Genomic DNA, 22008 nt, shown 5'->3' with positions numbered 1-22008 from the left:
CCCCCCGCCTGCACTTCGACCTCACCACCGTCCAGCTCTTCATCGCCGTATCCGACTTCGGCAGCATCACCCGCGGCGCCGAACGCCTCCACCTGGCCCCCGCAGCCGCCTCCCGCCGCATCCTCGAACTGGAAGCCCAACTAGGCGTCTCCCTCTTCGAACGCCTGCCCCACGGCATGGCCCTGACCGAAGCCGGCCGCGCACTACTGGCCCACGCCCGCGGCATCACCCACACCGTCCAGCGCATGCAGGACGACGCTGCCTCCTTTGTCGGCGGCGACCTGGGCGTGGTCCGGGTAGCCGCGCCCAAATCCGCCGTCATCCAGTTCCTTCCCTTCGACATCCAACGCTGCGCCACGGCCTGCCCCGGCGTGCGCATCGACCTGCAGGAAATGAACAGCGCGGAAGTCCAGCAGTCGCTGCGCCGCGGCACCGTGGACATCGGCATTTACGACGGCAGCCTGGGCGTGATCGACCTGCCGACCGCGCCCTATCGGAATGATGAACTGGTGCTGGTGGTGGCGCGCGGCCATGCGCTGGCGCGGCGCCGCAAGGTCACGCCGGACGACGTGCTGGACTGCGACCTGATCGTGCTCAGCGAGAGTTCGGCGATCTCGATCGTGCTGGAGCGGCTGGCGGAGGAGGCCGGCCGCGTGCTGCGCATGCGCATGCGCGTGGGCGGTTTCGACAGCATGGCTGCGCTGGTGGCGCAGAACCTGGGCGGCGGGGTGATGCCGGAGGCGATCGCGCGCGAGGTGGCGGCCGGCAGCCGCTTTGTGCGGCTGCCCATTGCGGCGCCCTGGGCGCAGCGGCAGTTTGTGCTGTGCCATCGGCCCCATGGGGCACTTTCCTCGGCGGCGCTCAGCGTGCTGGCGGTGCTTGCGCAAAACGCGAAACCAGAATCCCCCAATTAGCGATAGCCCGCGGCGGATGTATTGCGGATGATGGCTCCATAACTACAGGACGGAGACACGCAATGCAGCGCAGACAATTCATTGTGGCGGCAGCGGCCGGGCTGGCGATACCCAGCCTGGTGCGCGCCGCCGACATCGCCGGCCCGGTGCGCATTGTGGTGGGCTTCGCCCCCGGCGGAGGCACCGATGTGCTGGCACGCGTGATCGGGCAGAAGCTCGGGGTCATGTGGAACACCAGCGTGCTGGTGGAGAACAAGCCCGGCGCTACCGGCGCCATCGCCGCCGCCTATGTGGCCAAGCAGCCGCCTGACGGCACCACCTTGCTGATGGCGCATGTGAACAGCCACGCGATCGCCCCGGCGCTGCTGGACGTCAAGTACGACCCGCGCGCCGACTTCACGCCGATTTCAATGGTGGGCGTCACGCCCAATATGCTGACCTGCCGTCCGGAGCAGAAGGTGCGCAGCGTTTCGGACATCGTGGCGCTGTGCCGGCAGAAGCCGGGGAAGATTTCCTTTGGCTCGTCCGGCATCGGTTCGGCGCAGCACCTGGCGCTGGAGATGTTCCGGTTGCAGGCCAGGCTTGATGTGGTGCACGTGCCTTACAAGGGCTCGGGCCCGCTGGTCGCTGACCTGATCGGCGGCCAGATCGACTATGCGTTCGACACCATGACCGCCGCCACGCCGTTTATCCAGCAGGGCAAGGTGATCGCGATTGCGCAGACCCGCCTGAAGCGCGCGGCCAGCCATCCCAATGTGCCGACGCTGGCGGAGTCCGGCTTCCCCGGGCTGGACGCGGCGTCGTGGTATGGCCTGGTGGGCCCGAAGAACATGCCGCCGGCGCTGGTGCAGCGCATGAACGCCGACGTCAACCGCGTGCTGGCCATGCCCGATGTTGCCGAGCGGCTCAAGAGTTTTGGCGCCGAGGACTCAGGCGGATCGAACCAGCAGTTCGCCGCCTTCATCGCCTCTGAGTCCACCAAGTGGGCCAAGGTCGTGAAGGACGCCGGCGTAAAGGCCGAGACCTGAGCGCCGCAAGGCAATGGCCGAGAACCGACGCACGCGCGCACGCTGCCCATCCATCTATCCAGGAAGAAGCATCCCATGACAGATTTCCGCGACTCGGGCGCACAGGCGCCTGCCTCCACCTTGCCGCTGGCCGGCGTGCGCGTGCTCGACGTCAGCCAGGTCATGGCCGGGCCCTACGCCTGCATGCTGCTGGCTGATCTGGGCGCCGACGTGATCAAGATCGAACCGCCCGACGGCGGCGACCAGACGCGCGGCGCGATGGGTTTCAAGATGAAGGGCTCGGACAGCATGGGCTTCCTCAACATGAACCGCAACAAGCGCAGCGTCACCCTGGATCTGAAGACCGAATCCGGCCGGCAGGTGCTTTATCGCCTGGCGGAAACGGCCGACATCCTGGTGGAGAACTACCGACCCGGCGTGATGAAGCGGCTGGGGATCGACTATGAGATCCTCGCCAGGATCAATCCCAAGCTGGTCTACTGCAGCATCTCGGGCTTTGGCCAGAGCGGGCCGTGGGCCGGGCGGCCGGGCTTTGACCTGATGGCGCAGGCGATGTCGGGCGTGATGAGCGTCACCGGCTACCCGGGCGGCGCGCCGGTGAAGGCGGGCGTTCCGGTGGCCGATATCGGCTGCGCGCTGTTCGCCACCTACGGCATGCTGTCTGCCTATATCGGCGCCAGGGAGACGGGCAAGGGGCAGTATGTCGATGCGTCGCTGTTCGATTCCGCGCTGGCGTTCTCGGTGTGGGACACCTGCGAATACTGGGGCACGGGCCGCGAGCCCGAGCCGCTGGGCACGGCCAACCGCATGAGCGCCCCTTACCAGGCGATGAAGTCCGCCGATGGCTACTTCGTCATGGGGGCCACCAACCAGAAGCTGTGGCAACTGCTGTGCAACACGCTCGACCGGCCCGACCTGCTCGCGGACGAGCGCTTTGCCACCGTGGCGCTGCGCCTGGCCAACCGGCAGGCACTGATCGCGATGCTGGAGGAGAGCTTCGTCAAGGAGAGCAGCGACTACTGGATCGAGCGCCTGCTCGGCGTCGGCATTCCGGCCGGGCCGATCCTGACCTACCCGCAGGCCTTCGACAGCGAGCACGGCCGCCACCGCCAGATGCGCATCGAAATCGATCATCCGATCGAGGGCAAGGTGCCCAATATCGGCTTCGCGGTGAAGATGGGCGGCACGCCCCAGCAGGTACGGCGCCCGCCGCCGCTGCTCGGCCAGCATACGGAAGAAATCCTGGCCGAGCTGGGTATCCCGAAGGACGAACAACAGTCGCTGGCTGTAGCCGGCGCATTCGGATCATGAAGGCCGCGCTGCCGCCGGAGGGCGGTCCCGGCAACGACGGACAAGTCACGCTCACGATGCAGGGGCAGGTCGCAACGCTGACGTTTGACCGACCAGCCGCGCGCAATGCGATGACGTGGGCCATGTACGAGCAACTTGCCACGCATTGCCGCGCGCTTGCGGCGCAAGGCAATGCGGGTGCGCGCGTGGTGGTGCTGCGCGGCGCGGGCGGAGAGGCCTTTGTCGCAGGTACTGACATTGCGCAGTTCCAGCAGTTCTCCAGCGGCGAGGACGGGGTTGCCTACGAAGCGCGTATCGACGAAGGCGTCCGCCTTGTCGAGCAACTGCCGATGCCAACTGTGGCGGTTATCGAAGGCTGGGCGGTGGGCGGCGGCCTGGCCATCGCCACTGCGTGCGACTTCCGTGTCGCGACGCCCAAGGCCCGCTTTGGCGTGCCGATTGCGCGCACGCTGGGCAACACGCTGTCGGCACTGAACCTTGCCAAGCTGCGTGCGGCCTGGGGGCTGCAGCCGGTGCGCCGCATGCTGCTGCTGGCGCAGATCCTCGACGCCGAGGCTGCGCTCGCGTGCGGGTTTCTTGAGGGTGTGTACGCTGCCGATGCGCTGGAGGCCGAGGTCGTCTCGCTATGCGACCGGCTTGGCGCGCTGGCGCCTGTCACGCAGACGGTGGTCAAGGAGGCGTTGCGGCGCCAGACCGTGCAGTCGGTGGCCGACACGGATGACCTGGTGCGCTTGTGCTACGGCAGCGGTGACTTCCGGGAAGGGGTGGATGCGTTCGTGAACCGGCGCCCGCCGGTATGGAAAGGGAGTTGAACGTCTGGGCCTCGTACGCCAGCCGCCGGTGTTTCAAAATTGAAACCATCTGGCTGATTTACCGTGCAACCGACACATCGCGCGAGCGTCACGCGCCCGCTCGTCAGCCTCCCGCCACGGGTGGCCCGCGATATGCATCACATTAATGCTACGGGCGATAAAGACGCTCGAGCCTGCATGCCTGAACCTGTGCCATGCAGTGGGTGTCACCAGCGCGGCTGGCGGTGGAATCGGTGCCAGATGGCATTTGTAAGGTCTGTGCCATCGCCGCGCCGCTTCTACCGTCTGGTTGCCGTCTCAGGAAGGAGCGCGCCATGAAGAACAAGCTTCCCCCGATTGCCACACTGGCCTTCGGCGTCTGCCTGACGATGTCTGCGGCATTGGCTGCCCCGCCGGGCGACATGGTCATGGTCACTGCCGACGAGGTCAAATGGGCGGACCTTCCACTGATACCGGGCGCCAAACTTGCCGTCCTCGAGGGGAAGATGGACAAGAAAGCGCCGTTCACGGCCCGGATCAAGCTGCCCGCGGATGCCAAGGTGCCGGCGCACTGGCACCCAGGCGTGGAGCGGGTGACCGTGCTTTCCGGGACGTTCAACTATGGCATGGGCGACAAGCTCGACCCGGAAAAGACCTCGCCGCTCGGCGCCGGCAGCCTGATTGTCATGCCGCCCAAGATGCGCCACTTTGGCTGGACCAAGGAGGAAACCGTTATCCAGATCAATGCGTCGGGGCCCTGGGCTTTCAACTTCGTCAACCCGGCTGATGATCCCAGGAAGAAGAAGTAATGTCTGGTGCGGGGCTATGGATGTCTCAAAGCGGCGCAAGCCGCGGGCAGGACCATAGCAGGCATCGGACGCGGCAAATACCTGATGGAGAGGGCGGTGGCTTGCGGCAATTGCCATGGCATGCGTGCGATTCGACGGCTGGCGGTAATCCTTGCACTGGTACTCGCTGGCTGTGCGGGGCCCCGGACGGCACCCACGCCTGATGCGCGGAGCGCATTGGCGCCGACGGGGAAACTCCGCGTCGGATTCATATCGGGCTCCCCGATCCATGCGACGAAGGATGCTGCGTCAGGGGAGTTCAGAGGCGTTGCCGTTGACCTCGGCAAGGAAATGGCGCGGCGTCTCGGCGTTTCGTTCGAGCCCGTTGCCTACACTTCGGTCCCGGCGTTGATCGCCGGCGCAAAAGCCGGGGAGTGGGATGTCGCCACGATGGGAATCAGTACCGAGCGCGCGTCGGTCGTGGACTTTACCGCGCCATACATGGAGGTCGAGTTCAGCTACCTCGTTCCGCCGGGTTCGCGCATCACCACGCTGGCGGACGTCGACAGGCCCGGTGTCCGGATTGGCGTGGTGGAAAAGAGCTCGCCGGATGCCTATCTTGCCAGCACCATGCGGAGTGCCACGCTGGTTCGGTCTTCAACTATTGCAGACATGGTTGAATCGCTGCGGGCCGGAAGGACAGATGTCATTTTCGGAACCAAGGCAGGCATGTACAGCCAGGCCGAGAAACTCGCGGGTTCGCGCGTGCTAGAGGGCCGGTCCGGCGGGGAGAAGGCCGGGATGGCAACGCCGAAAGGACGGGATTACAGTGCTGCCTACGCGCGCAAGTTTGTCGAGAGCGCGAAATCCGAAGGCCTGGTTGAGGCGGCGATCGAACGCGCCGCATTGCGCGGAGTCGTTGCCGCTCCGCGTGAATAGTATGCGCTAACACCTGCATCACCTGGCTACGACTTCGTTTCCGCCGATTCCAGAGTCCTCTCAATGCCCGCTCGGGCAAGTCCAAAGACAATGCTCCGATCCACTCGGATTGTGCTTATTTTCTGGTTGTCACTTGACAACCAGTCATTGCGCATCTAGTCTCGGAGACACGAATGACCCGCGCCAGGCACCCAAGGAAGAAGATTGAGGCCGCACTCAGGCATGCAGCGCTGCATGGCTGGCGTGTCGAGCAGGCCAAGGGCAACGGTCATGCGTGGGGCCGCATCTACTGCCCCGACAACGACAAGGAATGCCGCTGCGGCGAGTTCTGTGTATCCAGCGTCTGGAGCACGCCAAAGAATCCGGGCAACCACGCCAATGCCATCCGGCGGATCGTGGCCAACTGCTCGCATCAGCGGGAAGTGACAACGCTGCGCGTACTGCAATTCAGGACATGACCATGGAATATGCCTTCACCCTCAAATTTCACCTGTCGCAGGCGGACCGCGATACCGATGCGCTGGTCGAACGCCTGGCCGAGGCGGGGTGTGATGACGCGCTGGTGGGCACCGGCCTGCCGGGCCGCGTGGCGCTGGCATTTGTCCGTGAGGCAGAGTCGGCGCGGGTGGCCATGGTGAGTGCCCTGGCCGATGCCCGCCGCGCCATGCCGTCGTCCACGCTGATCGAGGCGGCGCCGGACCTGGTCGGGCTGACGGATATTGCCGAGATGGTTGGCGTGTCTCGCCAGAACATGCGCAAGCTGATGCTTGGCTACCCGGATTCCTTCCCGGTGCCGGTGCATGAAGGCAGCAGTTCGCTGTGGCACTTGCTGGACGTGATCGTGTGGCTGGGGCAGCGCGGCTACGACATTAAGCCGGAGCTCCTTGAAATCGCGGCCACGGCGATGCAGGTGAACCTGGCCAAGTGCGCCAGCCAGGTGGCTCCGGCGATGGCGCGGGAGTTCCGGTCGCTGGTGGCTTAGCGGTCGGCCGTCGACTCCGCTTCCCGGCCCATCCTTTTCGGGTGGTGGTACGAATCCCGGCCTCTGGCCAAGATGCCCGGACAACCGCCCTAGCCGGGCACCACAACCAGAAGTGGAGACAAGATGGCCGAATCAGACGTGAAAGCCGTGATGGGCGAGTTCTTCGCCGCCTTTGCCCGCGCAGACATGGAGCGCATCGCCGCGTGCCTGGACGATGAGTTCGTCTGGACCCTGCCCACCGGCGAATCCGACCCGCATGGCCTGGTTGTGCGCGGCAAGGCTGCCGCCACGGACTACCTGAAGCAGCGCTTCTTTGCAGACAAGGCCAATGCGCCGGTGCTGTCGGACGTCAAGCTTGAGTACACCGGTGATCTGGCCATCATGCGCTTTCGCGTACAGGTGCCGGCCAGCGATCAGCAGCACGGCCATCGCCAGCCGCGTCGCCAGGCGGGCGGGCACGGTGACCGCCATCAGCGTGCCGAGCAGCGCCATCGGCAAGCCCAGTGTCAGCGTCAGCCCGGTCGACCCATAGTGATGCCGACGATCAGCGACAGCAGGCCCAGCACCCACAGCATGGCCGTCATCAGCTGGTCTGCGCGACGATGCACGCCTTGCAGCAGCGGGGTGTGCGGCGCGGCTGGCGCAGAAACGGAACTGCCTGCGGCACGGCGGGCAGGGATGGTCGCGGACAGCCGTCCGGACAGGGCGTGGTCAGCGCTGGTCATGGTTCCCTCGCAGCGTAAGTCAAGAAGACGCTGCACCCCGTCCGCCTGATGGCTTATTGTCTTAATGTCTTAATTTATGGCATTGCGCGGCTGATTATATCGACGCCTGCCCGCTGCAACAGGCTCGGCCCGCGCGCCTTAATCCAACAGCGCCACCTGCACGTCGCGCGTGCCCTGGTACGGGTTGCGGCCGTGCCAGACCTGCAGGTTGTCCAGCACCATCACGTCGCCATCGCGCCAGGGCCAGCTATAGGTGGTCTGGTCGCACAGTTGGTCGATATGCGCGCGTTCGGCATCGGTCAGGCGTTCGCCATTGCCCAGCGTGGCGCCGGTCGGGTACTTCTGGCGCTTGCGCCGTTCCAGGTCCTGCTCGGGGTTCTCCACCTGCGGCAGCATATGCAGGATCGACCGGTACAGCTTGCGTCCGGTCTGCGGATGTACCACGAACGGCTCCAGCGCATTGAGCACGGTCAGGCTGCCGTCTTCATGCCAGACTGGTTCCAGCCCGCGCTCGGCGCACAGCCGGTTCACGTCGGCCGGGTCCTCGGTATGGAACGACTGGTTCCAGCCGCGCTCGTCCATATGCGCGTAAGAGGCATCGTCGGCATCGCGCCGCGGTCCGAAGTTGATCGCGGTGCGGCTGCCCAGCGTGGCGAGCCTGCCGGCCAGTTCTGGGTCCATGCGCTCGGCCAGGTGGCGCACATCGGTGATCAGGGTTTCGCCGCCCACCTCGGCGGTCTTGCGCGAGAAGAAAGCGATGCGGCGCGGGTAGTCGCGGCGGTAAGCCATTTCGGAATGTACCGCCAGGCGCACGCTGGCCGACAGCCGCGTGGCTTCCATCACGCGGCCGCTGATGGTTTCGCGCGGGGCGCGGCCGCCGGCGTAGCCACCGTCGAAGGCCGGAAACTGCTCGATGAAGTCGGCAAAGTCCTCCGTGCCGGCGGTCGGGAAGCCGCGCAGCACGATCCCGCCATGTTCCAGGATCAGCGCGTCCAGCGCCGGGCGCACCGTGCGCGACCACTGGCGGAACTGCGCGCGGTCCAGCAGGCGTTCGCCGGCCGGTTCGATGAACAGCGGCGGGCGGCCGGGCTGCAGCACGTGGCAGCGCACATCGGGCCCAAGGGCGGGAACGGCTACTGCGAAGGTTGCCGCATCGGCGGCGGTGGCTTGGGTCATGTTGTCTCCAGTCTTGTGCTCAGGTCGAAGGCGGGGTCAGTGCCGGTAGGACGGGTCGATGTGGTCCAGCTCGCGCCGCACCGCCGCCCATTCGCGGTCGCCGCGGATGGCTACGCGGCCGAAGGCCTTGCGGCTGGCTTCCAGCGATGCCGGTGACGGCATCACCAGTTCGCCGCCAGCCATGGCATCGACCTGGATCTTGCAGGCCGATTCCAGCCAGTAGATGTTGAAGAAGGCTTCGGCGATGGTGCGCCCGCATACCAGCAGGCCGTGGTTGCGCAGGATCATCGCGTTGTGCTGGCCCAGGTCCTGCACCAGCTGGCCCTGCTGGGCCAGGTCGACTACCGGGCCGGAGAAGTCGTGGTACGCAATGCGCCCGTAGAACATATGCGCATGCTGCGACACCGGCAGCAGGCCGCAGGCCATGGCCGATACCGCCGACGATGCGCGCGTATGCGTGTGCAGCACGCACAGCGCATCATGGCGCGCGGCGTGCACGGCGGTGTGGATCACGTAGGCGGCGGGGTTCAGGCCCAGCTCTCCGGCATCGCGCTCGGGCCGGTGGACGATGTCGCCGTTCAGGTGGATCTTGTACAGGCTGGACGCGTTTACTTCCTGGTACAGCAGCCCGTAGGGGTTGAGCAGGATGTGCTCAGGCTCGCCCGGAACGCGCGCGGTGATGTGGTTGTAGATCAGGTCGGTCATGCCGTACCGGTGGATGGCGCGGTAGAGCGCGGCCAGCTCGATGCGGGTGGCCCACTCGGCGTCCGAAATGGCGGCGGGACGGATGGGATCGGTTTCGCTCATGCGATGGCTCCTTTGCGTGCGTAGGGCTCAGTCCAGCCGGATGCCGAGCTCGGCCACCAGCCGCTTGTCGCTGGCGAATTGCGAAGCGGCGTAGTGCTGGTAGTCGGCGGTATTCATATGGCGGTTGGGCATCGATTCGGATTCGAGCGCGCGCAGGTAGGCAGGGTCCGATGTGGCCTGGCGGAAGGCATCGTGCAGCGTGGCGACCACCGCGGGGTCCAGCGCGCGCGGGCCGGCGATGCCGATTTCGGACTGCACGGTGATGTCGTAGCCCAGCTCGCGCAGCGTGGGCACGGCCTGCCAGCGCTTCAGGCGCTGCGGCTCGGCCACGGCCAGCAGGCGTACCTTGCCGGCTTCGGCCATGGCGCCCCAGCCGGCTTCGATCATCACGTCGACGTGGCCGCCCAGCAGCGCGGACAACGCATCGGCGCCGCCCTTGAAGGGGATGAAATTGAGCTTGATGCCGGCCTGCTGTTCCAGCCGGCGCACGGTGATCTGGCCGAGCGAGCCGGTGCCGACCGATGCCACGTTGACCTTGCCAGGGTTGGCGCGCGCGTGCTCGACGAAGTCGCCAAAGCGCTTCCAAGGCGAGCCCGCTGGCACCGAGATCCCGTACACATAGCTGGTCAGGCCGATGATGTAGGTGAAGTCCTTGATCGCGTCGTAGTTCACCGGCTGCAGGTGCGGCAGGCGGAACAACGCCGGTGTGATCAGCGCCAGCGTGTAGCCGTCGCGCGCCGCGCTGCGCGCCATCGCGGCGGGCCCGAGCGTGCCGCTGACGCCGGGCTGGTTCTGGATCACGATGGGCTGGCCCAGGGTCTTCGATGCCGCCAGGCACAGCGCGCGCATCTGCACGTCGGTGGCGCCGCCGGCGGTGAAGGGCACGATCAGGGTGATGGGGCGCGCGGGCCAGGCCTGGGCGCGCACGGTGGCGGGCAGGCTGAGCATGGCAGGGAAGAGGGCGGCGGCCGGCATGGCCTTGAGCAGTGTGCGCCGGCGGGCGTCGGGTGGGCGGGGCATGTGGTCTCCTTGTCTGGTCTGCGGCAGCGCGGGCGGGCTGGTTGCCGGATGCGTTCGAAGCGTCCCGTGTGGTCCGGGCTCTGCGCGATCGCCGTCCTGTGCTGCATGCGGAAAAGTCTATGGCGCATGTCGGCGCGCATTGATGCCGGCGCCCGGCAAACCGATTCCGAACCGGAATCGCGGACTAAAATGCCCCGGCCACCGTCGCAACATCGCGCTATATCGGCCAACCACAGGAATCGCTGCATGAAGACCGAAGACCTCAGACTGTTCCTGGTGGTGGCCGAGCACGGCAACCTGCACAAGGCTGCCGGCACGCTGGGGCTGACCCAGTCGTCGCTGTCCAAGGTATTGGCGCGGCTGGAGGGCGAGGCCGGACTGCAGCTGTTCGAGCGCATGCCGCGCGGCGTCATGCTGACGCCGGTGGGCCACAAGCTGCTGGCGCACGCGCGGCGCATCGTGCTGGCCAATGACGATATGGAGAACGAGATCAACGACGAGCGCCAGGCGCGCGTCGGCCAGGTGCGCGTGGCGACGCTGCCGCACGTGGTGCCGTCGCTGTTCTCGCCGCTGCTTGAGCAGTTCCTGGCCAGCCGGCCGCTGGCCAGGTTCTCGATCACCACGCACCTGAGCCCGCAGCTGATGGCCGCGCTGCAGGGCGGCGAGGTGGACCTGGTCTGCGCCGCCATGCCGGACGGCGAAACCGATGGCGTCGAGTACCTGCCGCTGGGCGCGCTGACGCTGCAGGTGGTGGCGCGCGCGGGGCATCCGCGGCGCGCGCGCTTCCGCTCGCTGGCCGATCTGGTGGACGAGCACTGGGTGGCGCCCGCCACCTCGCTCTATGTGCGCAGCGGCTTCGAGGGGCGCTTCACCAGCCGGGGCCTGCCGCCGCCGCGCGTGACCGTGGAAAGCACCAGTTCGTCAGTGTCATTCGCGGACCTGCTGCGCAACACCGACCTGCTCGGCATCATGCCGCAGCGGCTGCTGGGCCAGGCGGTGGCGCAGGGCCTGGAAGCCGTGGAGGGCGATGGCATGTGCTGGCAGTATGAGCTGGCCGTGTTCTGGCGATCCAGCGCCTACCTGTCGCCGCTGTGCCGCGACTTCCGCGACGCGCTGGTGCGCTGGTGCGGGGAAGCCGGCATCTGAGCCGATGCCGGCAACACCATGCCTCAATCCAGCCGGATATTGTTTTCCTTGATCACGTTGCCCCAGTACGCCTGGTCCGCTCTGGCCGTCGCCGCGAACGCCGCCGGCTGCGTCGTCTTGACGATCAGCCCCAGCTCGGCGAGGCGCTGGCGGATGTCCGGCGCGGCCATCACCGTTTCCACATCGGCCGAGACCTTGTCGACGATGGCCTGCGGCGTGCCGGCGGTGGTGAACAGGCCCAGCCAGGCCGGGCCGTCCAGGCCCTTGTAGCCGAGTTCCTGGAAGGTCGGCACATCCGGCAGCATCGGCGCGCGGGTATTGCCGGTGACCGCCAGCGGCTGGAGCTTGCCGGTGCGCGCATGCTGGCGCACCGTCATCGGCGACAGCGTTCCCAGCGAGATCTGGCCGCCGATCAGGTCGGTGGCGATGGGGGCTTCGCCCTTGTACGGGACATGGACCAGTTCGGCGCCAGCTCCCTTGAGAAAGACCTGCATATAGAGATGGGCGCCGGTGCCAATGCCATAGGTGCCATAGGAATACTTGTCGGGCTGGGACTTGGCCAGGCTGACCATCTGCGGCAGCGTGCGCGGCATGGCGCTGCTGGCGGTCAGCACCAGGCTCGAGGTGCACAGCTGGCAGATGGCGGTCAGGTCGCGCAGCGGATCGAACGGCGGCTTGGCCACCATATAGGGCGTCTGCACCAGGCTGGGCAAGCCCAGCAGCAGCGTGTAGCCGTCCGCCGGCGCCTTGGCGACCACGTCGGCGCCGATCATGCCACCCACGCCGGGGCGGTTCTCGACGATCACAGGGCGCTGCCACAGCTTGCTGAGCGGATCGCCCAGCGCGCGCGCCAGCACGTCGGTGGCACCGCCGGGCGGGTAGGGCACTACCACCCGCACCGGGCGCGACGGGTAAGCCTGCTGGGCCCACGCCCGGCTGATTCCAAGAGTCGAGGCGGTGGCTGCCAGGGAACCTGCTCCCAGCCAGTGCAGGGCTTTGCGGCGGTCGGCTTGCATGGTGTTTCCTCCAGTCGTTGACATCGTGTCGGTGCGCGGTACGGGTGCGCCAGGGCGCCAGTGACCACGGCAACCCGCAGCCTACGAGGCAGCGCCATGGCGGGGCATCGGCGGGATGGACGAAAAGAGTGGGAGTACTTACCCGGGGGCCTGTGCGGGAGGGTTATTGCGGCAGTGCCGCAATCCGAGCCGACGTTTCCCTTATGATGGGCGCCGCCGCTGTCTCTGCTGCTTGCCTGCCTGATCCCGTGCGGCGTCCGATCCATTTTTTGCTTTTCCATCATGGCCCGCCTCAAACTCGACCTGCCTGCCGACCAGTTCTGCTACGCCACGCACCTGACCGTGCGCGTGACCGACATCAACTCGGCCAACCACCTTGCCAACGATTCGATGATCTCGATGATCTCCGAGGCGCGGGCGCGCTTCCTGTATGAATTCGGCAGCGAGGATGTGCGGCAGGAAGGCGTCGGCATCATCGTGACCGACCTGGCCACGATGTACCGCAACGAGGCGCATGCGCGCGACCAGCTGCAGTTCGAGGTGGGGGTGATGGACTTCAACAAGTACGGCGGCGACATCATCTTCCGCATCACGCGGCCGGCCGACGGCACGCTGATCGCGATGGCCAAGTCGGGCTTTGTCTTCTTCGACTACGTGGGGAAGAAAGTGGTGGCGATGCCGGAGGGATTCGCCAAGCGGTTCCCGAAGGTGAACTGGATGGAGTAATCGCCTGCGTGGCGCTGTCCTTCAACAGCGCCACGGTTCCTGCACGAGATTCGGCTTACGCCTTGCGCTCGCCGCCCAGCGCCTCGGTGAGGTCGCCGAGCATGCCGGAGAGTTCGCCGGCCATCATGGTGAAATCGGCGTCGAAGCGCTCGTCTTCATCATGCGCCGTGCCGTCGGCCTGTTCCTTGATCACGTCCAGCGGCGCCACCTTCTTTACCACCAGCCCGTCGGTCAGCACGAACGAGACCCGGTCGTTCCACGTCATCGCCAGGCGCGTGCAGCGCTTGCCGGCGGCGATATGGCGGCGCAGGTCTTCCGGGTCCAGCGGATGGCGCACGTAACGGACAGTGGCCTTGCTTTCCGCGCCGGACTGCAGCTCGATTTCCTGGTCGACAGTGAAACCGCCCGGTGCCGCATCGCCGGCCAGCCATTCGGTCATGGCTGCCACCGGCGACTGGTTGACGTGCAGGTTGATCAGCGGCAGCGGATCCAGTGCCTTGAACAGCATGCCGCGCACTTCATCGGCCTTGGCCGTGGCGGCGGCATCAATGGCAAGCCAGCCGTTGTCCGGGTCGATCCACACACGCGTGTCGCGGCGGATGCTGAAGGCGCGCGGCAGCAGTTCTTCGGTGACCTGCTCCTTCAGTTCCTTCATTTGCTTGCGGCCCGGCTTGTAGCCTTGCTGCTCTTCGATTTCCGCGGCGCGGGCGCGCGTGACCTGGTTGACCACGGTGGTGGGCAGCAGCTTCTTTTCAGTGCGCAGCGTCAGCAGCATCTGGCCGCCGACGGTATGGACCAGCTGGCCGTTGTCACGCGGCGAGGCCCAGCCCTGGGTTTGCATTTCGAGGCTGGTACCGGGGAAGAAGGCGTGCTTCGCCAGGCTGGCTTCGACCTCGTCGGCGCTCAGCGACCACGGGGCGGAGAAACGATGGACCTGCAGATTCTTGAACCACATGGGAATTCGGCCAAAGGGACGAATTCTATCCTCTCGCGGCGCACGGCCGCGAAAAAGGAGGGCGCCGCGCGGCACGCCGACCGCGCGACGGTCACCGAGAGGCCCGCCCTTACAGGTCGAGCTTGGTGATCTTGCTGCCCTCGAGGCTCAGGCCCGCCATCAGGCCCGCATTGGTCATGACGAAGCCGACGATGGGTTGCTGGGCGGTCTTGGTGTCCAGCACGCCGCTGGCGCCAACCGTTGCCACGGCCACGGTGGCGTCGACGCCCGCGACCCAGCCTTCGCTGCGCACGAACTTGTCATACGCGTCCTGCGTCAGGAACATCAGGATCACGGACTTGGACTGCGCACCGATCTGCCAGCCGACCGAGCCGGAGACCAGGCGGTAATAACCGCGCGTGGCGCCGCCTGAGCGCAGGGAACCGTCGCCATACTCGCCGCCGACGATAAAGCCGGCCGACAGCGTCTTCGGGAACACCAGGATGCCGCGCGCGCGGTTGCCCAGCTCGCGCGAGCCCTGGACCGAGCTGTACAGGCGCGACAGCGTGCCGTCCACGCCGGAGTCCAGCTCACGCCGGCGCGCGGCCTTGTCGGTGGGGGCATCGGGCTTGGTGGTGGTGCAGGCACCCAGGGCCAGGCTGCCGAGGGCCAGACCCGCGCTGGCCGAAAGGAAGGTTCGACGTTTCATCTCGTCTCCTTGGTGTTGTTGTCGTCTTTGAAGCATAGGCGCCGGAAGCACCCGGGCAAATGCCGGACCGCGCAGAGACGTTTCCATTTGTGACGAAGGTGGTGCCGGGAGGCCATTCGCGGCAAGAATAGCCAGTCTTGCGCCCGGAACGTCCCATGGCTGAACATGGGACGGCCCAATGCGCCGTGACCGCATCATCCAGCCATGAAAAAACTCCTGACAGCCCTGCCGCTGGCCTTCCTGGCCGCGTGCGCTTCACATCCTTCGGGTTCTTCCAATGACGCCGGCGCCGCGGCTGCCGGATCGCAGTCGGCCGTCGACAGCAGCGGCTGGCAGGCGCTGCGCGCCAAATACATGGACTGCGCCCAGAAGAAGGCCAACGATAACCTGTCGGCCAAGGGCCAGCCCAAGGACGTGGCCAACCTGGCGCTGGCCGCGTGCGAGCCTGAGCTGGGCGCCATGCATGATTCCTTCCGCACCTACCTGGATGGGCAGATGTCGTCGTCGCACGGCAAGAGCAGCGCGCGCCAGGCAGCGGCGCGCGTGACCACCGACACCCGCGAGAAGGCGCGCAGCTACCTGGTGCGCTACGTCGAGCGCGAGCGCTACGTGGCCCGCGTGCCCTGAGGGCACGCGCGCGGCAGCCTGGTCAAAGCATTTCCAGCGGGCCCGGGCCGTCGGGCGGCGGGAAGATGCGGTCGAGCTCGGCCAGCTGGGCGGCCGACAGCGTATGCGACAGCGCGCCCAGGTTCTCCAGCAGGCGCTCGCGCCGGCTGGTCTTGGGGATGGCGATGACGCCGTCCTGCGCCAGCAGCCAGGCCAGCGCCGCCTGTGCCGCCGTCATGCCGTGGTCGCGCGCAAAGCGCTTCAGACCGGGGTTGCCCAGCAGGCGTGACTGCTCGATCGGCGAGTAGGCCATCACCGGCACGCCGCGCTGGCGCAGCCACGGCAGCAGGTCCCATTCGATGCCGCGCCGGCCCAGGTTGTACAGCAACTGGTTGATGGCCAGCCGGTCGCCGCCCGGTGCGTCCCACAACTCCTGCATATCGGACAGGTCCAGGTTGCTCACGCCCCAGCGGCGGATCTTGCCGTCGCGCTGCAGCGCCTCCATGGCCTGCACGGTCTCTTCCAGCGGCACGCCGCCGCGCCAGTGCAATAAATAGAGGTCGATGCGGTCGGTGCGCAGCCGCTTCAGGCTGCGCTCGCAGGCCTGCACGGTGCCGCGCCGGCTGGCGTTGAAGGGATAGACCTTGCTGACGAGGAAGGCCTCGTCGCGGCGCCCGGCGATGGCCTCGCCGATCATCTCCTCGGACTGGCCCTCGCCATACATCTCGGCGGTATCGATCAGCCGCAGGCCAAGGTCCAGGCCCAGGCGCAGCGTGGCGATTTCTTCGGCGCGCGCGGCGCGCGACTCGCCCATATTCCACGTTCCCATGCCGAGCGCCGGGATGCGCTCGCCGTCGGGCAGGGTGACTTGCTTCATGTGTCGGCTTCCTGGTTTGCCGGGTCAGGTGCCGGGCGGCACCCAACCACACTAGTTAACAACACCTGGAATGTACAAGCCGCGCGGGCCGGGATTGCTTCAGACCAGTCCGGTCAGAAAATACACCGAGATGACGAAGAACACCGCGGCGGTCTTGATCATTGTGACGGCGAAGATATCGCGGTAGGACTCGCGGTGGGTCAGGCCGGTCACCGCCAGCAGCGTGATCACTGCGCCGTTGTGCGGCAGCGTGTCCATGCCGCCGCTGGCCATCGACACCACGCGGTGCAGTACTTCCAGCGGGATCTGCATGGCCTGCGCGCCCCCGATAAAGGTCTGCGACATCGCCGCCAGCGCAATGCTCATGCCGCCCGAGGCCGAGCCGGTGATGCCGGCCAGCGTGCTGACCGAGACCGCGGCATTGACCAGCGGGTTGGGAATCGCGCGCAGTGCGTCGCTGACCACCAGGAATCCGGGCAGGGCGGCGATGACCCCGCCGAAGCCGTATTCCGATGCCGTGTTCATCGATGCCAGCAGCGCGCCGCCGACGGCGCCCTTGGTGCCCTCGGCAAAGCGCTCGCGCAGGGCGCCGAAGGCGGTCACCAGCACCACCGCGATGCCCAGCAGCAGCGCGCCTTCCACTGCCCAGATCGCGGTCACGCTGGCGATCTTGGTTTCCACCGGCTTGGGCAGGCCCGGCAGCGCCACGCTGTTGGAAGGGCCATACCAGAGCGGGATCATCCGCGTCAGCCAGAAGTTGGCCACGCCCACCACCACCAGCGGCAGCAGCGCCAGCAGCGGGTGCGGCAGCTTGCCGGACTGGCTGCGCTCGGACTCGTTGCGCAGGTTGGTGCCGTAGCCTTCGCCACGCGCGGCGGCGGCGCGGCGGCGCCATTCCAGGTAGCTCAGGCCCACCACCAGGATAAACAGCGAGCCGGCCACGCCCAGCACCGGTGCGGCCCAGGAGGTGGTGTTGAAAAAGTTGGTGGGGATGATGTTCTGGATCTGCGGCGTGCCCGGCAGCGAATCCATGGTGAACGAGAACGCGCCCAGTGCGATCGCGCCCGGCATCAGCCGCTTGGGGATGTTGCTCTGGCGGTACAGCTCGGCCGCGAACGGATAGACCGCGAACACCACCACGAACAGCAACACGCCGCCATAGGTCAGCAGCGCGCATACCGTGACGATCACCGCATTGGCGCGCGAGCGCCCGATATAGCGGATCGCCGCGGCGACGATGGACTCGGAAAAGCCGGACAGCTCGACCACCTTGCCGAATACCGCGCCTAATAGGAACACGGGGAAATACAGTTTCACGAAGCCGACCATCTTCTCCATGAAGATACCGGTGAACACCGGCGCGACCGCGGACGGGTCGGTCAGCAGCACCGCGCCCAGCGCGGCGATGGGCGCGAACAGGATCACGCTGTAGCCGCGGTACGCGGCGAACATCAGAAAGGCAAGGGCTGCCAGCACGATCAGAAACGACATCGGATCTCCTTCAGGGTTGCCTTGTCCTGAGGTGCGGTCCGTTGCCGCGCGGGGCCTGGCGCTTGTGGCGCCTTGTCTCTGTCAGTCCGTCAGGAAAAGGGATCAGCCGGCGACTTTGCCACAGCTTGGCCCGCGGCGTAACCTCCGGTCTCGCCGCGGGGGGCACTGGGATGACAGTTGCCGGCATGAAGGAGATGCGCCGTTTCAGCCGTGCTGGTGGCGGTACTCCTGCGTGCGCCCGCCGTAGCCATAGGCCGCGGCGCGGGCGTCGATCACGTGCACGTACGACACCGGATGCAGCTTGCCCAGCAGCCCCGACATGGTCTCGAACACGGCCTCGATGAACTGCGCTTTCTCCGCCTTGGTGTTGGTTTCATCGGTCACGCTGATGTCCAGGTGGAAGGCGTTGCGGCCCTGCTCCGACAGCGGCACGTCGGCGATGATCCAGCTGTCGTGCGGGATGTACTGGACCGTGACGGCAATCACCTCGCGCTTCTTGCCGAGCACGCGCTCGGTCAGGTCGGCGATCGCCCTGGCGCTGCGGCGGGTGAGGTCGGCATCGGGTTGGCCGGACAGGTGCAGGACGATGTGGGGCATGGCTGGCTCCTTGGTTTTTCGTGGGTTGGTGATGTCATGGTAGGGGGTGGTGTAGTATCGGAAAAGTGGGAATATTCGATGTGTGCCATCGGATTATCCGAAGTAATGCCACCCTTGCCGGAGCCTTGCCATGCGTGGATTCGAAACCGACCAGTTACGCACCTTTGTCACGGTCGCGGACAGCGGCAGCCTGTCGGCGGCGGCGCCCAGGCTGTTCCTGTCGCAGTCGTCGGTCAGCGAGCAGCTGCGCAAGCTGGAGGAGCGCGCCGGCGTGCCGCTGCTGTCGCGCGGCCGGCATGGCGCGGTGCCGACGCCGGCGGGCGAGCGGCTGCTGGAACACGCGCGGCGCATCCTGGCGCTCAACGAGCTGGCCCTGCAGGACCTGCGCGGCCACGCGCTGGCGGGCGAACTGCGGCTGGCCGTGACCGACTACTTCCGCCCGGGCGAGATCGCCGGCATGTTGCGGCGCCTGCGCGAGCGCTACCCCTACCTGCGCCTGCACGTGACGGTGATGAAGAGCGCGGCGATCGACGCCGCTGCGGAGATGGACACCTTCGATATCGGCCTCAGCATGCGCCTGCCGGGCACGCGCGGGCAGGGCACGCGCGGCACAGTGCTGCGGCGTGAGCCGCTGGCCTGGGTAGCCGCGCCGGCCGAGGCCGACAGCCTGTCCGCGACGCTGCCGCTGGTGCTGCTGCCCGATACCTGCTCGCTGCATCAGTACGTGGTGCAGCTGCTGCTGCGCAAGCGGCTTCCGTTCGAGATTGCGCACTCCGCGTCAGGCGTGGCGGGGCTGCATCTGGCACTGGCGGCGGGGCTTGGGATGTCGTGCCTGAACGCCTCGGCGATCGGCCCCGGCGTGGCGCCGCTGGACGCCGCCACCATTGCACGGCTGGGGCTGCCGCGGCTGCCTGAGGCGGAGTTCTTCCTGCTGCCCGCGCGGCGCGGGGAGTCAGCGTTTGTAGCCGAGGCGCGCGATGCGCTTGCCGGGCAGCTGGGCTAAGAGACGGGCATTCAGTACGACACCTCAAGTCGGGGAATGGATCACAAGACGGACTGTGGCAACCGCTACTTGTGCCGAAAGCAACATATATTGATCGCGAATAGGAATAATTCGCAATCTCGTTGACCCTGGCAATCCTGTAATCGATAATGCGCCCGCGTTTTCAAAACTATTACAGCCGATTACAGGGAAATGAGAATAAAACTTCACCCGATCTGTGCCGCGGTGGCGGGGAGCTTCGTATTTCAACCGGTGCTGACGTGGGCCCAGGCCGCGCCAGGCGCTTCGGCGCAGTTGCCTGAGGTCACGGTCAGGGCCGATGTCAGCCGCGAGCTTGGCACCGGCTATAACCCGCCTAATGCGGTCAGCGCGACCAAGACCGGGGCGCCGCTGCGCGACATCCCGCAGACCGTCAACGTGGTCACCGCCGATGTCATGCGCGACCAGCACGCCACTTCGATGCAGGATGCGCTGAAGAACGTGCCGGGCGTGTCGTTCTCGCACGGCGACGGCCAGCGCGACCAGGTGTCGATCCGCGGCTTTTCCGCCATCGCCGACCAGTTCGTCGACGGCATCCGCGACGATGCGCTGTACTTCCGCGACATGTCCAATGTCGACCGCGTCGAAGTCATCAAGGGTCCCGCGGCGGTGCTGTACGGGCGCGGCTCGTCGGGCGGCCTGATCAACCGCGTGACCAAGAAGCCGGGCATCGACGTCACCGACTTCGCACTCAGCTACGGCATGTGGGCCGACCGCCGCGCCGAAGCCGACGTGGGCCGCGTGTTTGGCGACGGCGCCGCCGCCTTCCGCGTGACCGGCGCGGTGGAGAAGGCCAACAGCTACCGCTCGCAGCAGTTCCTGGACCGCTCGGCGATCGCGCCGTCGCTGGAGCTGCGCATCGCTCCCGAAACCACCGTGCTGTTCCAGGCAGACTACCTGGAAGACCGCCGCGTGACCGACTTCGGCATCCCGGCCTACAAGGGACGCCCGGTGGACGTGCCGGCCTCGCGCTACTACGGCGCGGCCAACGCGCGCGATGCCGACTACTCGCAGTCGCGCGTGTTCTCCGGCACCGCCACGGTCAACCATCGCTTCAATGAGAACTGGTCGATCCGCAACGCTACGCGCTACTACCACTACTCGCTGGACCGCAACAACACGCTGACCAACACGGTGAACGAGGCGGCGCGCACCCTCACCATGAACCACGGCAATGTCCGCCGCGAGGAACATGGCTGGTTCAACCAGACCGACCTGACCCAGAAGGCCACCTTCCTGGGCATGAAGCACGAGATCCTGTACGGCATGGAGATCGGCCAGCAGAACAAGGACCAGGTCAACAACACCAAGCCGGTGGTCGGCGCCAACGGCCTGCCGATCGCTTTCGACCTGTTCAACCCGGTGTTGGTGGCGCTGCCGCGCCAGGCACCCGGCACGCCGGGCACGTCGAACCTTGGCGTGTTCAATACCCTGGCGTTCTACACCCAGGACATGATCACCTTCAGCGAGCAGTGGAAGGCGCTGCTGGGCGTGCGCTACGACAACTTCCAGCAGGAGACGCAGACCCGCATCGCCGGCCAGCGCAACCTGTCGCGCACCGACACCGCCTGGAGCCCGCGCGCCGGCCTGGTGTGGCAGCCGTCGAAGTCGCAGTCGTACTACGTGTCCTGGAGCAAGTCGTTCCAGCCCTCCGGCGAGGCTTTCGCGCTGGCGGCCAACAATGCCGACCTGGCACCGGAGACCACCAACAACACCGAGGTGGGCGCAAAGTACGACTGGCTGAACGGCAAGGCGAGCACGACGATCTCGGTGTTCAGGCTGGAGCGCAGCAATATCAAGATCGCCAACGCCACCAACACGGCGCTGCTGCCGATCGGCGAACAGCGCACCGACGGCATCGAGATCTCCGGCGCGGCTGAACTCGGCGGCGGCTGGCGCATGCTGGCCGGCTACGCCTACCTGGATGCCACCGTCACCAAGTCCACCGCCGCGCTGCAGGGCAAGCGCGCCACCATCACGCCGCGCCACTCCGGCAACGCGTGGCTGACCAAGGACCTGGGCCACGGCTTCGGCGTTGGCGCCGGCCTGAACCTGGTGGGCGCGCGCTATGCCGACCCGCTGAACACCGTGACGCTGCCCGGCTATGTCACCGCCGATGCGATGGCCTGGTACCGCCGCGGCGCCTTCGAGGCACAGCTGAACCTGTACAACCTGTTCGACAAGGGCTACATCGTGTCCGCGCATGGCACGAGCCCCAACCTGAACATGCCGGGTGCCCCGCGCAGCGTGATGGCCACCCTGCGCTACCGGATGTAAAGCGCAGCATCGTGGACAAAAAAACCGGGCGGTGATGAACCGCCCGGTTTTTTTTCGACTGCCGTTTCTCGTTCGGCGGGGACACGCAACGGCATGCCCCGGAGAA

The 22008-nt window shown here is 66.7% G+C and carries 23 protein-coding genes and 1 pseudogene; 14 read left to right on the top strand and 10 right to left on the bottom strand.

Features of this window, described 5'->3' with window-relative positions:
- Positions 1-8 precede the first annotated feature (8 nt).
- The 9 genes and pseudogenes from AC3WRI_RS18150 to AC3WRI_RS18110 all read left to right on the top strand — a co-directional run.
- Positions 9-914, top strand: a complete 906-nt coding sequence (locus AC3WRI_RS18150) for a LysR family transcriptional regulator (protein ID WP_037023616.1) — start codon at positions 9-11, stop codon at positions 912-914.
- A gap of 62 nt (positions 915-976) precedes the next feature.
- Positions 977-1942 (top strand): Bug family tripartite tricarboxylate transporter substrate binding protein, encoded by a 966-nt coding sequence (locus AC3WRI_RS18145; protein ID WP_492293737.1) that lies wholly within the window; start codon positions 977-979, stop codon positions 1940-1942.
- A 75-nt stretch (positions 1943-2017) separates the two neighbouring features.
- Positions 2018-3253 carry a CaiB/BaiF CoA transferase family protein gene (locus AC3WRI_RS18140; RefSeq protein ID WP_492293735.1) on the top strand — a complete coding sequence of 412 codons (1236 nt, stop codon included), beginning with the start codon at positions 2018-2020 and terminating at the stop codon, positions 3251-3253.
- Positions 3250-4065: an enoyl-CoA hydratase/isomerase family protein gene (locus tag AC3WRI_RS18135; protein ID WP_010813155.1), complete on the top strand. Its 816-nt coding sequence runs from the start codon at positions 3250-3252 to the stop codon at positions 4063-4065. The genes AC3WRI_RS18140 and AC3WRI_RS18135 overlap by 4 nt, the downstream gene beginning before the upstream one ends.
- A 314-nt stretch (positions 4066-4379) precedes the next feature.
- Positions 4380-4853: a cupin domain-containing protein gene (locus tag AC3WRI_RS18130; RefSeq protein ID WP_010813156.1), complete on the top strand. Its 474-nt coding sequence runs from the start codon at positions 4380-4382 to the stop codon at positions 4851-4853.
- 84 nt (positions 4854-4937) lie between these two features.
- On the top strand, positions 4938-5771 hold the full coding sequence (locus tag AC3WRI_RS18125; protein ID WP_492293733.1) for a transporter substrate-binding domain-containing protein: 834 nt from the start codon (positions 4938-4940) through the stop codon (positions 5769-5771).
- 173 nt (positions 5772-5944) lie between these two features.
- Positions 5945-6229, top strand: coding sequence for a hypothetical protein (locus tag AC3WRI_RS18120; RefSeq protein ID WP_010813158.1), 285 nt, complete (start codon positions 5945-5947; stop codon positions 6227-6229).
- Positions 6230-6231: 2 nt separating this feature from the next.
- Positions 6232-6753: a helix-turn-helix transcriptional regulator gene (locus AC3WRI_RS18115; RefSeq protein ID WP_492293731.1), complete on the top strand. Its 522-nt coding sequence runs from the start codon at positions 6232-6234 to the stop codon at positions 6751-6753.
- A 123-nt stretch (positions 6754-6876) separates the two neighbouring features.
- Positions 6877-7107 (top strand): annotated as a pseudogene (locus AC3WRI_RS18110) (nuclear transport factor 2 family protein); the annotation flags it as partial.
- Positions 7108-7265: 158 nt separating this feature from the next.
- On the opposite strand, the gene AC3WRI_RS18105 reads toward AC3WRI_RS18110, so the two are convergent.
- The 4 genes from AC3WRI_RS18105 to AC3WRI_RS18090 all read right to left on the bottom strand — a co-directional run bounded on the left by AC3WRI_RS18105 (position 7266) and on the right by AC3WRI_RS18090 (position 10481).
- Positions 7266-7478: a hypothetical protein gene (locus AC3WRI_RS18105; protein ID WP_041687519.1), complete on the bottom strand. Its 213-nt coding sequence runs from the start codon at positions 7476-7478 to the stop codon at positions 7266-7268.
- Positions 7479-7616: 138 nt separating this feature from the next.
- Positions 7617-8654: a TauD/TfdA family dioxygenase gene (locus tag AC3WRI_RS18100; RefSeq protein ID WP_492293729.1), complete on the bottom strand. Its 1038-nt coding sequence runs from the start codon at positions 8652-8654 to the stop codon at positions 7617-7619.
- Between the two features lie 36 nt (positions 8655-8690).
- Positions 8691-9461, bottom strand: a complete 771-nt coding sequence (locus tag AC3WRI_RS18095) for a class II aldolase/adducin family protein (RefSeq protein ID WP_010813162.1) — start codon at positions 9459-9461, stop codon at positions 8691-8693.
- Positions 9462-9488: 27 nt separating this feature from the next.
- On the bottom strand, positions 9489-10481 hold the full coding sequence (locus AC3WRI_RS18090) for a tripartite tricarboxylate transporter substrate binding protein (RefSeq protein WP_011616034.1): 993 nt from the start codon (positions 10479-10481) through the stop codon (positions 9489-9491).
- Between the two features lie 246 nt (positions 10482-10727).
- Here AC3WRI_RS18090 and AC3WRI_RS18085 point away from each other — a divergent pair, with 246 nt between their 5' ends.
- The gene (locus AC3WRI_RS18085) at positions 10728-11627 is read left to right on the top strand and encodes a LysR family transcriptional regulator (protein ID WP_010813164.1); all 900 of its coding nucleotides are present in this window, start codon (positions 10728-10730) and stop codon (positions 11625-11627) included.
- A 23-nt stretch (positions 11628-11650) separates the two neighbouring features.
- Here AC3WRI_RS18085 and AC3WRI_RS18080 read toward each other — a convergent pair whose 3' ends face one another.
- Positions 11651-12643, bottom strand: coding sequence for a Bug family tripartite tricarboxylate transporter substrate binding protein (locus AC3WRI_RS18080; protein WP_010813165.1), 993 nt, complete (start codon positions 12641-12643; stop codon positions 11651-11653).
- Positions 12644-12925: 282 nt separating this feature from the next.
- Here AC3WRI_RS18080 and AC3WRI_RS18075 point away from each other — a divergent pair, with 282 nt between their 5' ends.
- A complete protein-coding gene (locus AC3WRI_RS18075) occupies positions 12926-13369 on the top strand; it encodes a thioesterase family protein (RefSeq protein ID WP_010813166.1) in 444 nt (147 codons plus the stop codon).
- A 55-nt stretch (positions 13370-13424) separates the two neighbouring features.
- On the opposite strand, the gene AC3WRI_RS18070 is transcribed toward AC3WRI_RS18075, so the two are convergent.
- Both AC3WRI_RS18070 and AC3WRI_RS18065 read right to left on the bottom strand, forming a co-directional pair.
- Positions 13425-14324, bottom strand: a complete 900-nt coding sequence (locus AC3WRI_RS18070; RefSeq protein ID WP_010813167.1) for a recombination-associated protein RdgC — start codon at positions 14322-14324, stop codon at positions 13425-13427.
- A gap of 109 nt (positions 14325-14433) precedes the next feature.
- The gene (locus AC3WRI_RS18065) at positions 14434-15012 is read right to left on the bottom strand and encodes a BPSL1445 family SYLF domain-containing lipoprotein (RefSeq protein WP_010813168.1); all 579 of its coding nucleotides are present in this window, start codon (positions 15010-15012) and stop codon (positions 14434-14436) included.
- 204 nt (positions 15013-15216) lie between these two features.
- Here AC3WRI_RS18065 and AC3WRI_RS18060 point away from each other — a divergent pair, with 204 nt between their 5' ends.
- Positions 15217-15639, top strand: a complete 423-nt coding sequence (locus tag AC3WRI_RS18060; RefSeq protein ID WP_011616033.1) for a hypothetical protein — start codon at positions 15217-15219, stop codon at positions 15637-15639.
- A 22-nt stretch (positions 15640-15661) separates the two neighbouring features.
- Here AC3WRI_RS18060 and AC3WRI_RS18055 read toward each other — a convergent pair whose 3' ends face one another.
- The 3 genes from AC3WRI_RS18055 to AC3WRI_RS18045 all read right to left on the bottom strand — a co-directional run bounded on the left by AC3WRI_RS18055 (position 15662) and on the right by AC3WRI_RS18045 (position 18583).
- Positions 15662-16495: an aldo/keto reductase gene (locus AC3WRI_RS18055; RefSeq protein ID WP_011616032.1), complete on the bottom strand. Its 834-nt coding sequence runs from the start codon at positions 16493-16495 to the stop codon at positions 15662-15664.
- 99 nt (positions 16496-16594) lie between these two features.
- Positions 16595-17986, bottom strand: a complete 1392-nt coding sequence (locus AC3WRI_RS18050) for a GntP family permease (protein ID WP_492293727.1) — start codon at positions 17984-17986, stop codon at positions 16595-16597.
- 204 nt (positions 17987-18190) lie between these two features.
- Positions 18191-18583, bottom strand: coding sequence for a tautomerase family protein (locus tag AC3WRI_RS18045; protein WP_011616031.1), 393 nt, complete (start codon positions 18581-18583; stop codon positions 18191-18193).
- Positions 18584-18713: 130 nt separating this feature from the next.
- Between AC3WRI_RS18045 and AC3WRI_RS18040 the strand changes: the two genes are divergently transcribed.
- Together AC3WRI_RS18040 and AC3WRI_RS18035 are read left to right on the top strand one after the other, a co-directional pair.
- The gene (locus AC3WRI_RS18040; RefSeq protein ID WP_010813173.1) at positions 18714-19586 is read left to right on the top strand and encodes a LysR family transcriptional regulator; all 873 of its coding nucleotides are present in this window, start codon (positions 18714-18716) and stop codon (positions 19584-19586) included.
- A 192-nt stretch (positions 19587-19778) separates the two neighbouring features.
- The gene (locus tag AC3WRI_RS18035; RefSeq protein WP_492293725.1) at positions 19779-21902 is read left to right on the top strand and encodes a TonB-dependent receptor; all 2124 of its coding nucleotides are present in this window, start codon (positions 19779-19781) and stop codon (positions 21900-21902) included.
- Positions 21903-22008 lie beyond the last annotated feature (106 nt).

Source organism: Cupriavidus sp. FW305-27, from assembly GCF_058787995.1.
The sequence above is the reverse complement of the archived record's forward strand: the minus strand, read 5'-3'. Positions and strand labels throughout refer to the sequence as shown.

Bases quoted from the DNA above. Each gene is read 5' to 3' on its own strand.
- AC3WRI_RS18145 (WP_492293737.1), top strand. From the start codon at position 977: ATGCAGCGCAGACAATTCATTGTGGCGGCAGCGGCCGGGCTGGCGATA.
- AC3WRI_RS18140 (WP_492293735.1), top strand. From the start codon at position 2,018: ATGACAGATTTCCGCGACTCGGGCGCACAGGCGCCTGCCTCCACCTTG.
- AC3WRI_RS18135 (WP_010813155.1), top strand. From the start codon at position 3,250: ATGAAGGCCGCGCTGCCGCCGGAGGGCGGTCCCGGCAACGACGGACAA.
- AC3WRI_RS18130 (WP_010813156.1), top strand. From the start codon at position 4,380: ATGAAGAACAAGCTTCCCCCGATTGCCACACTGGCCTTCGGCGTCTGC.
- AC3WRI_RS18125 (WP_492293733.1), top strand. From the start codon at position 4,938: ATGGAGAGGGCGGTGGCTTGCGGCAATTGCCATGGCATGCGTGCGATT.
- AC3WRI_RS18120 (WP_010813158.1), top strand. From the start codon at position 5,945: ATGACCCGCGCCAGGCACCCAAGGAAGAAGATTGAGGCCGCACTCAGG.
- AC3WRI_RS18115 (WP_492293731.1), top strand. From the start codon at position 6,232: ATGGAATATGCCTTCACCCTCAAATTTCACCTGTCGCAGGCGGACCGC.
- AC3WRI_RS18105 (WP_041687519.1), bottom strand. From the start codon at position 7,478: ATGACCAGCGCTGACCACGCCCTGTCCGGACGGCTGTCCGCGACCATC.
- AC3WRI_RS18100 (WP_492293729.1), bottom strand. From the start codon at position 8,654: ATGACCCAAGCCACCGCCGCCGATGCGGCAACCTTCGCAGTAGCCGTT.
- AC3WRI_RS18095 (WP_010813162.1), bottom strand. From the start codon at position 9,461: ATGAGCGAAACCGATCCCATCCGTCCCGCCGCCATTTCGGACGCCGAG.
- AC3WRI_RS18090 (WP_011616034.1), bottom strand. From the start codon at position 10,481: ATGCCCCGCCCACCCGACGCCCGCCGGCGCACACTGCTCAAGGCCATG.
- AC3WRI_RS18085 (WP_010813164.1), top strand. From the start codon at position 10,728: ATGAAGACCGAAGACCTCAGACTGTTCCTGGTGGTGGCCGAGCACGGC.
- AC3WRI_RS18080 (WP_010813165.1), bottom strand. From the start codon at position 12,643: ATGCAAGCCGACCGCCGCAAAGCCCTGCACTGGCTGGGAGCAGGTTCC.
- AC3WRI_RS18075 (WP_010813166.1), top strand. From the start codon at position 12,926: ATGGCCCGCCTCAAACTCGACCTGCCTGCCGACCAGTTCTGCTACGCC.
- AC3WRI_RS18070 (WP_010813167.1), bottom strand. From the start codon at position 14,324: ATGTGGTTCAAGAATCTGCAGGTCCATCGTTTCTCCGCCCCGTGGTCG.
- AC3WRI_RS18065 (WP_010813168.1), bottom strand. From the start codon at position 15,012: ATGAAACGTCGAACCTTCCTTTCGGCCAGCGCGGGTCTGGCCCTCGGC.
- AC3WRI_RS18060 (WP_011616033.1), top strand. From the start codon at position 15,217: ATGAAAAAACTCCTGACAGCCCTGCCGCTGGCCTTCCTGGCCGCGTGC.
- AC3WRI_RS18055 (WP_011616032.1), bottom strand. From the start codon at position 16,495: ATGAAGCAAGTCACCCTGCCCGACGGCGAGCGCATCCCGGCGCTCGGC.
- AC3WRI_RS18050 (WP_492293727.1), bottom strand. From the start codon at position 17,986: ATGTCGTTTCTGATCGTGCTGGCAGCCCTTGCCTTTCTGATGTTCGCC.
- AC3WRI_RS18045 (WP_011616031.1), bottom strand. From the start codon at position 18,583: ATGCCCCACATCGTCCTGCACCTGTCCGGCCAACCCGATGCCGACCTC.
- AC3WRI_RS18040 (WP_010813173.1), top strand. From the start codon at position 18,714: ATGCGTGGATTCGAAACCGACCAGTTACGCACCTTTGTCACGGTCGCG.
- AC3WRI_RS18035 (WP_492293725.1), top strand. From the start codon at position 19,779: ATGAGAATAAAACTTCACCCGATCTGTGCCGCGGTGGCGGGGAGCTTC.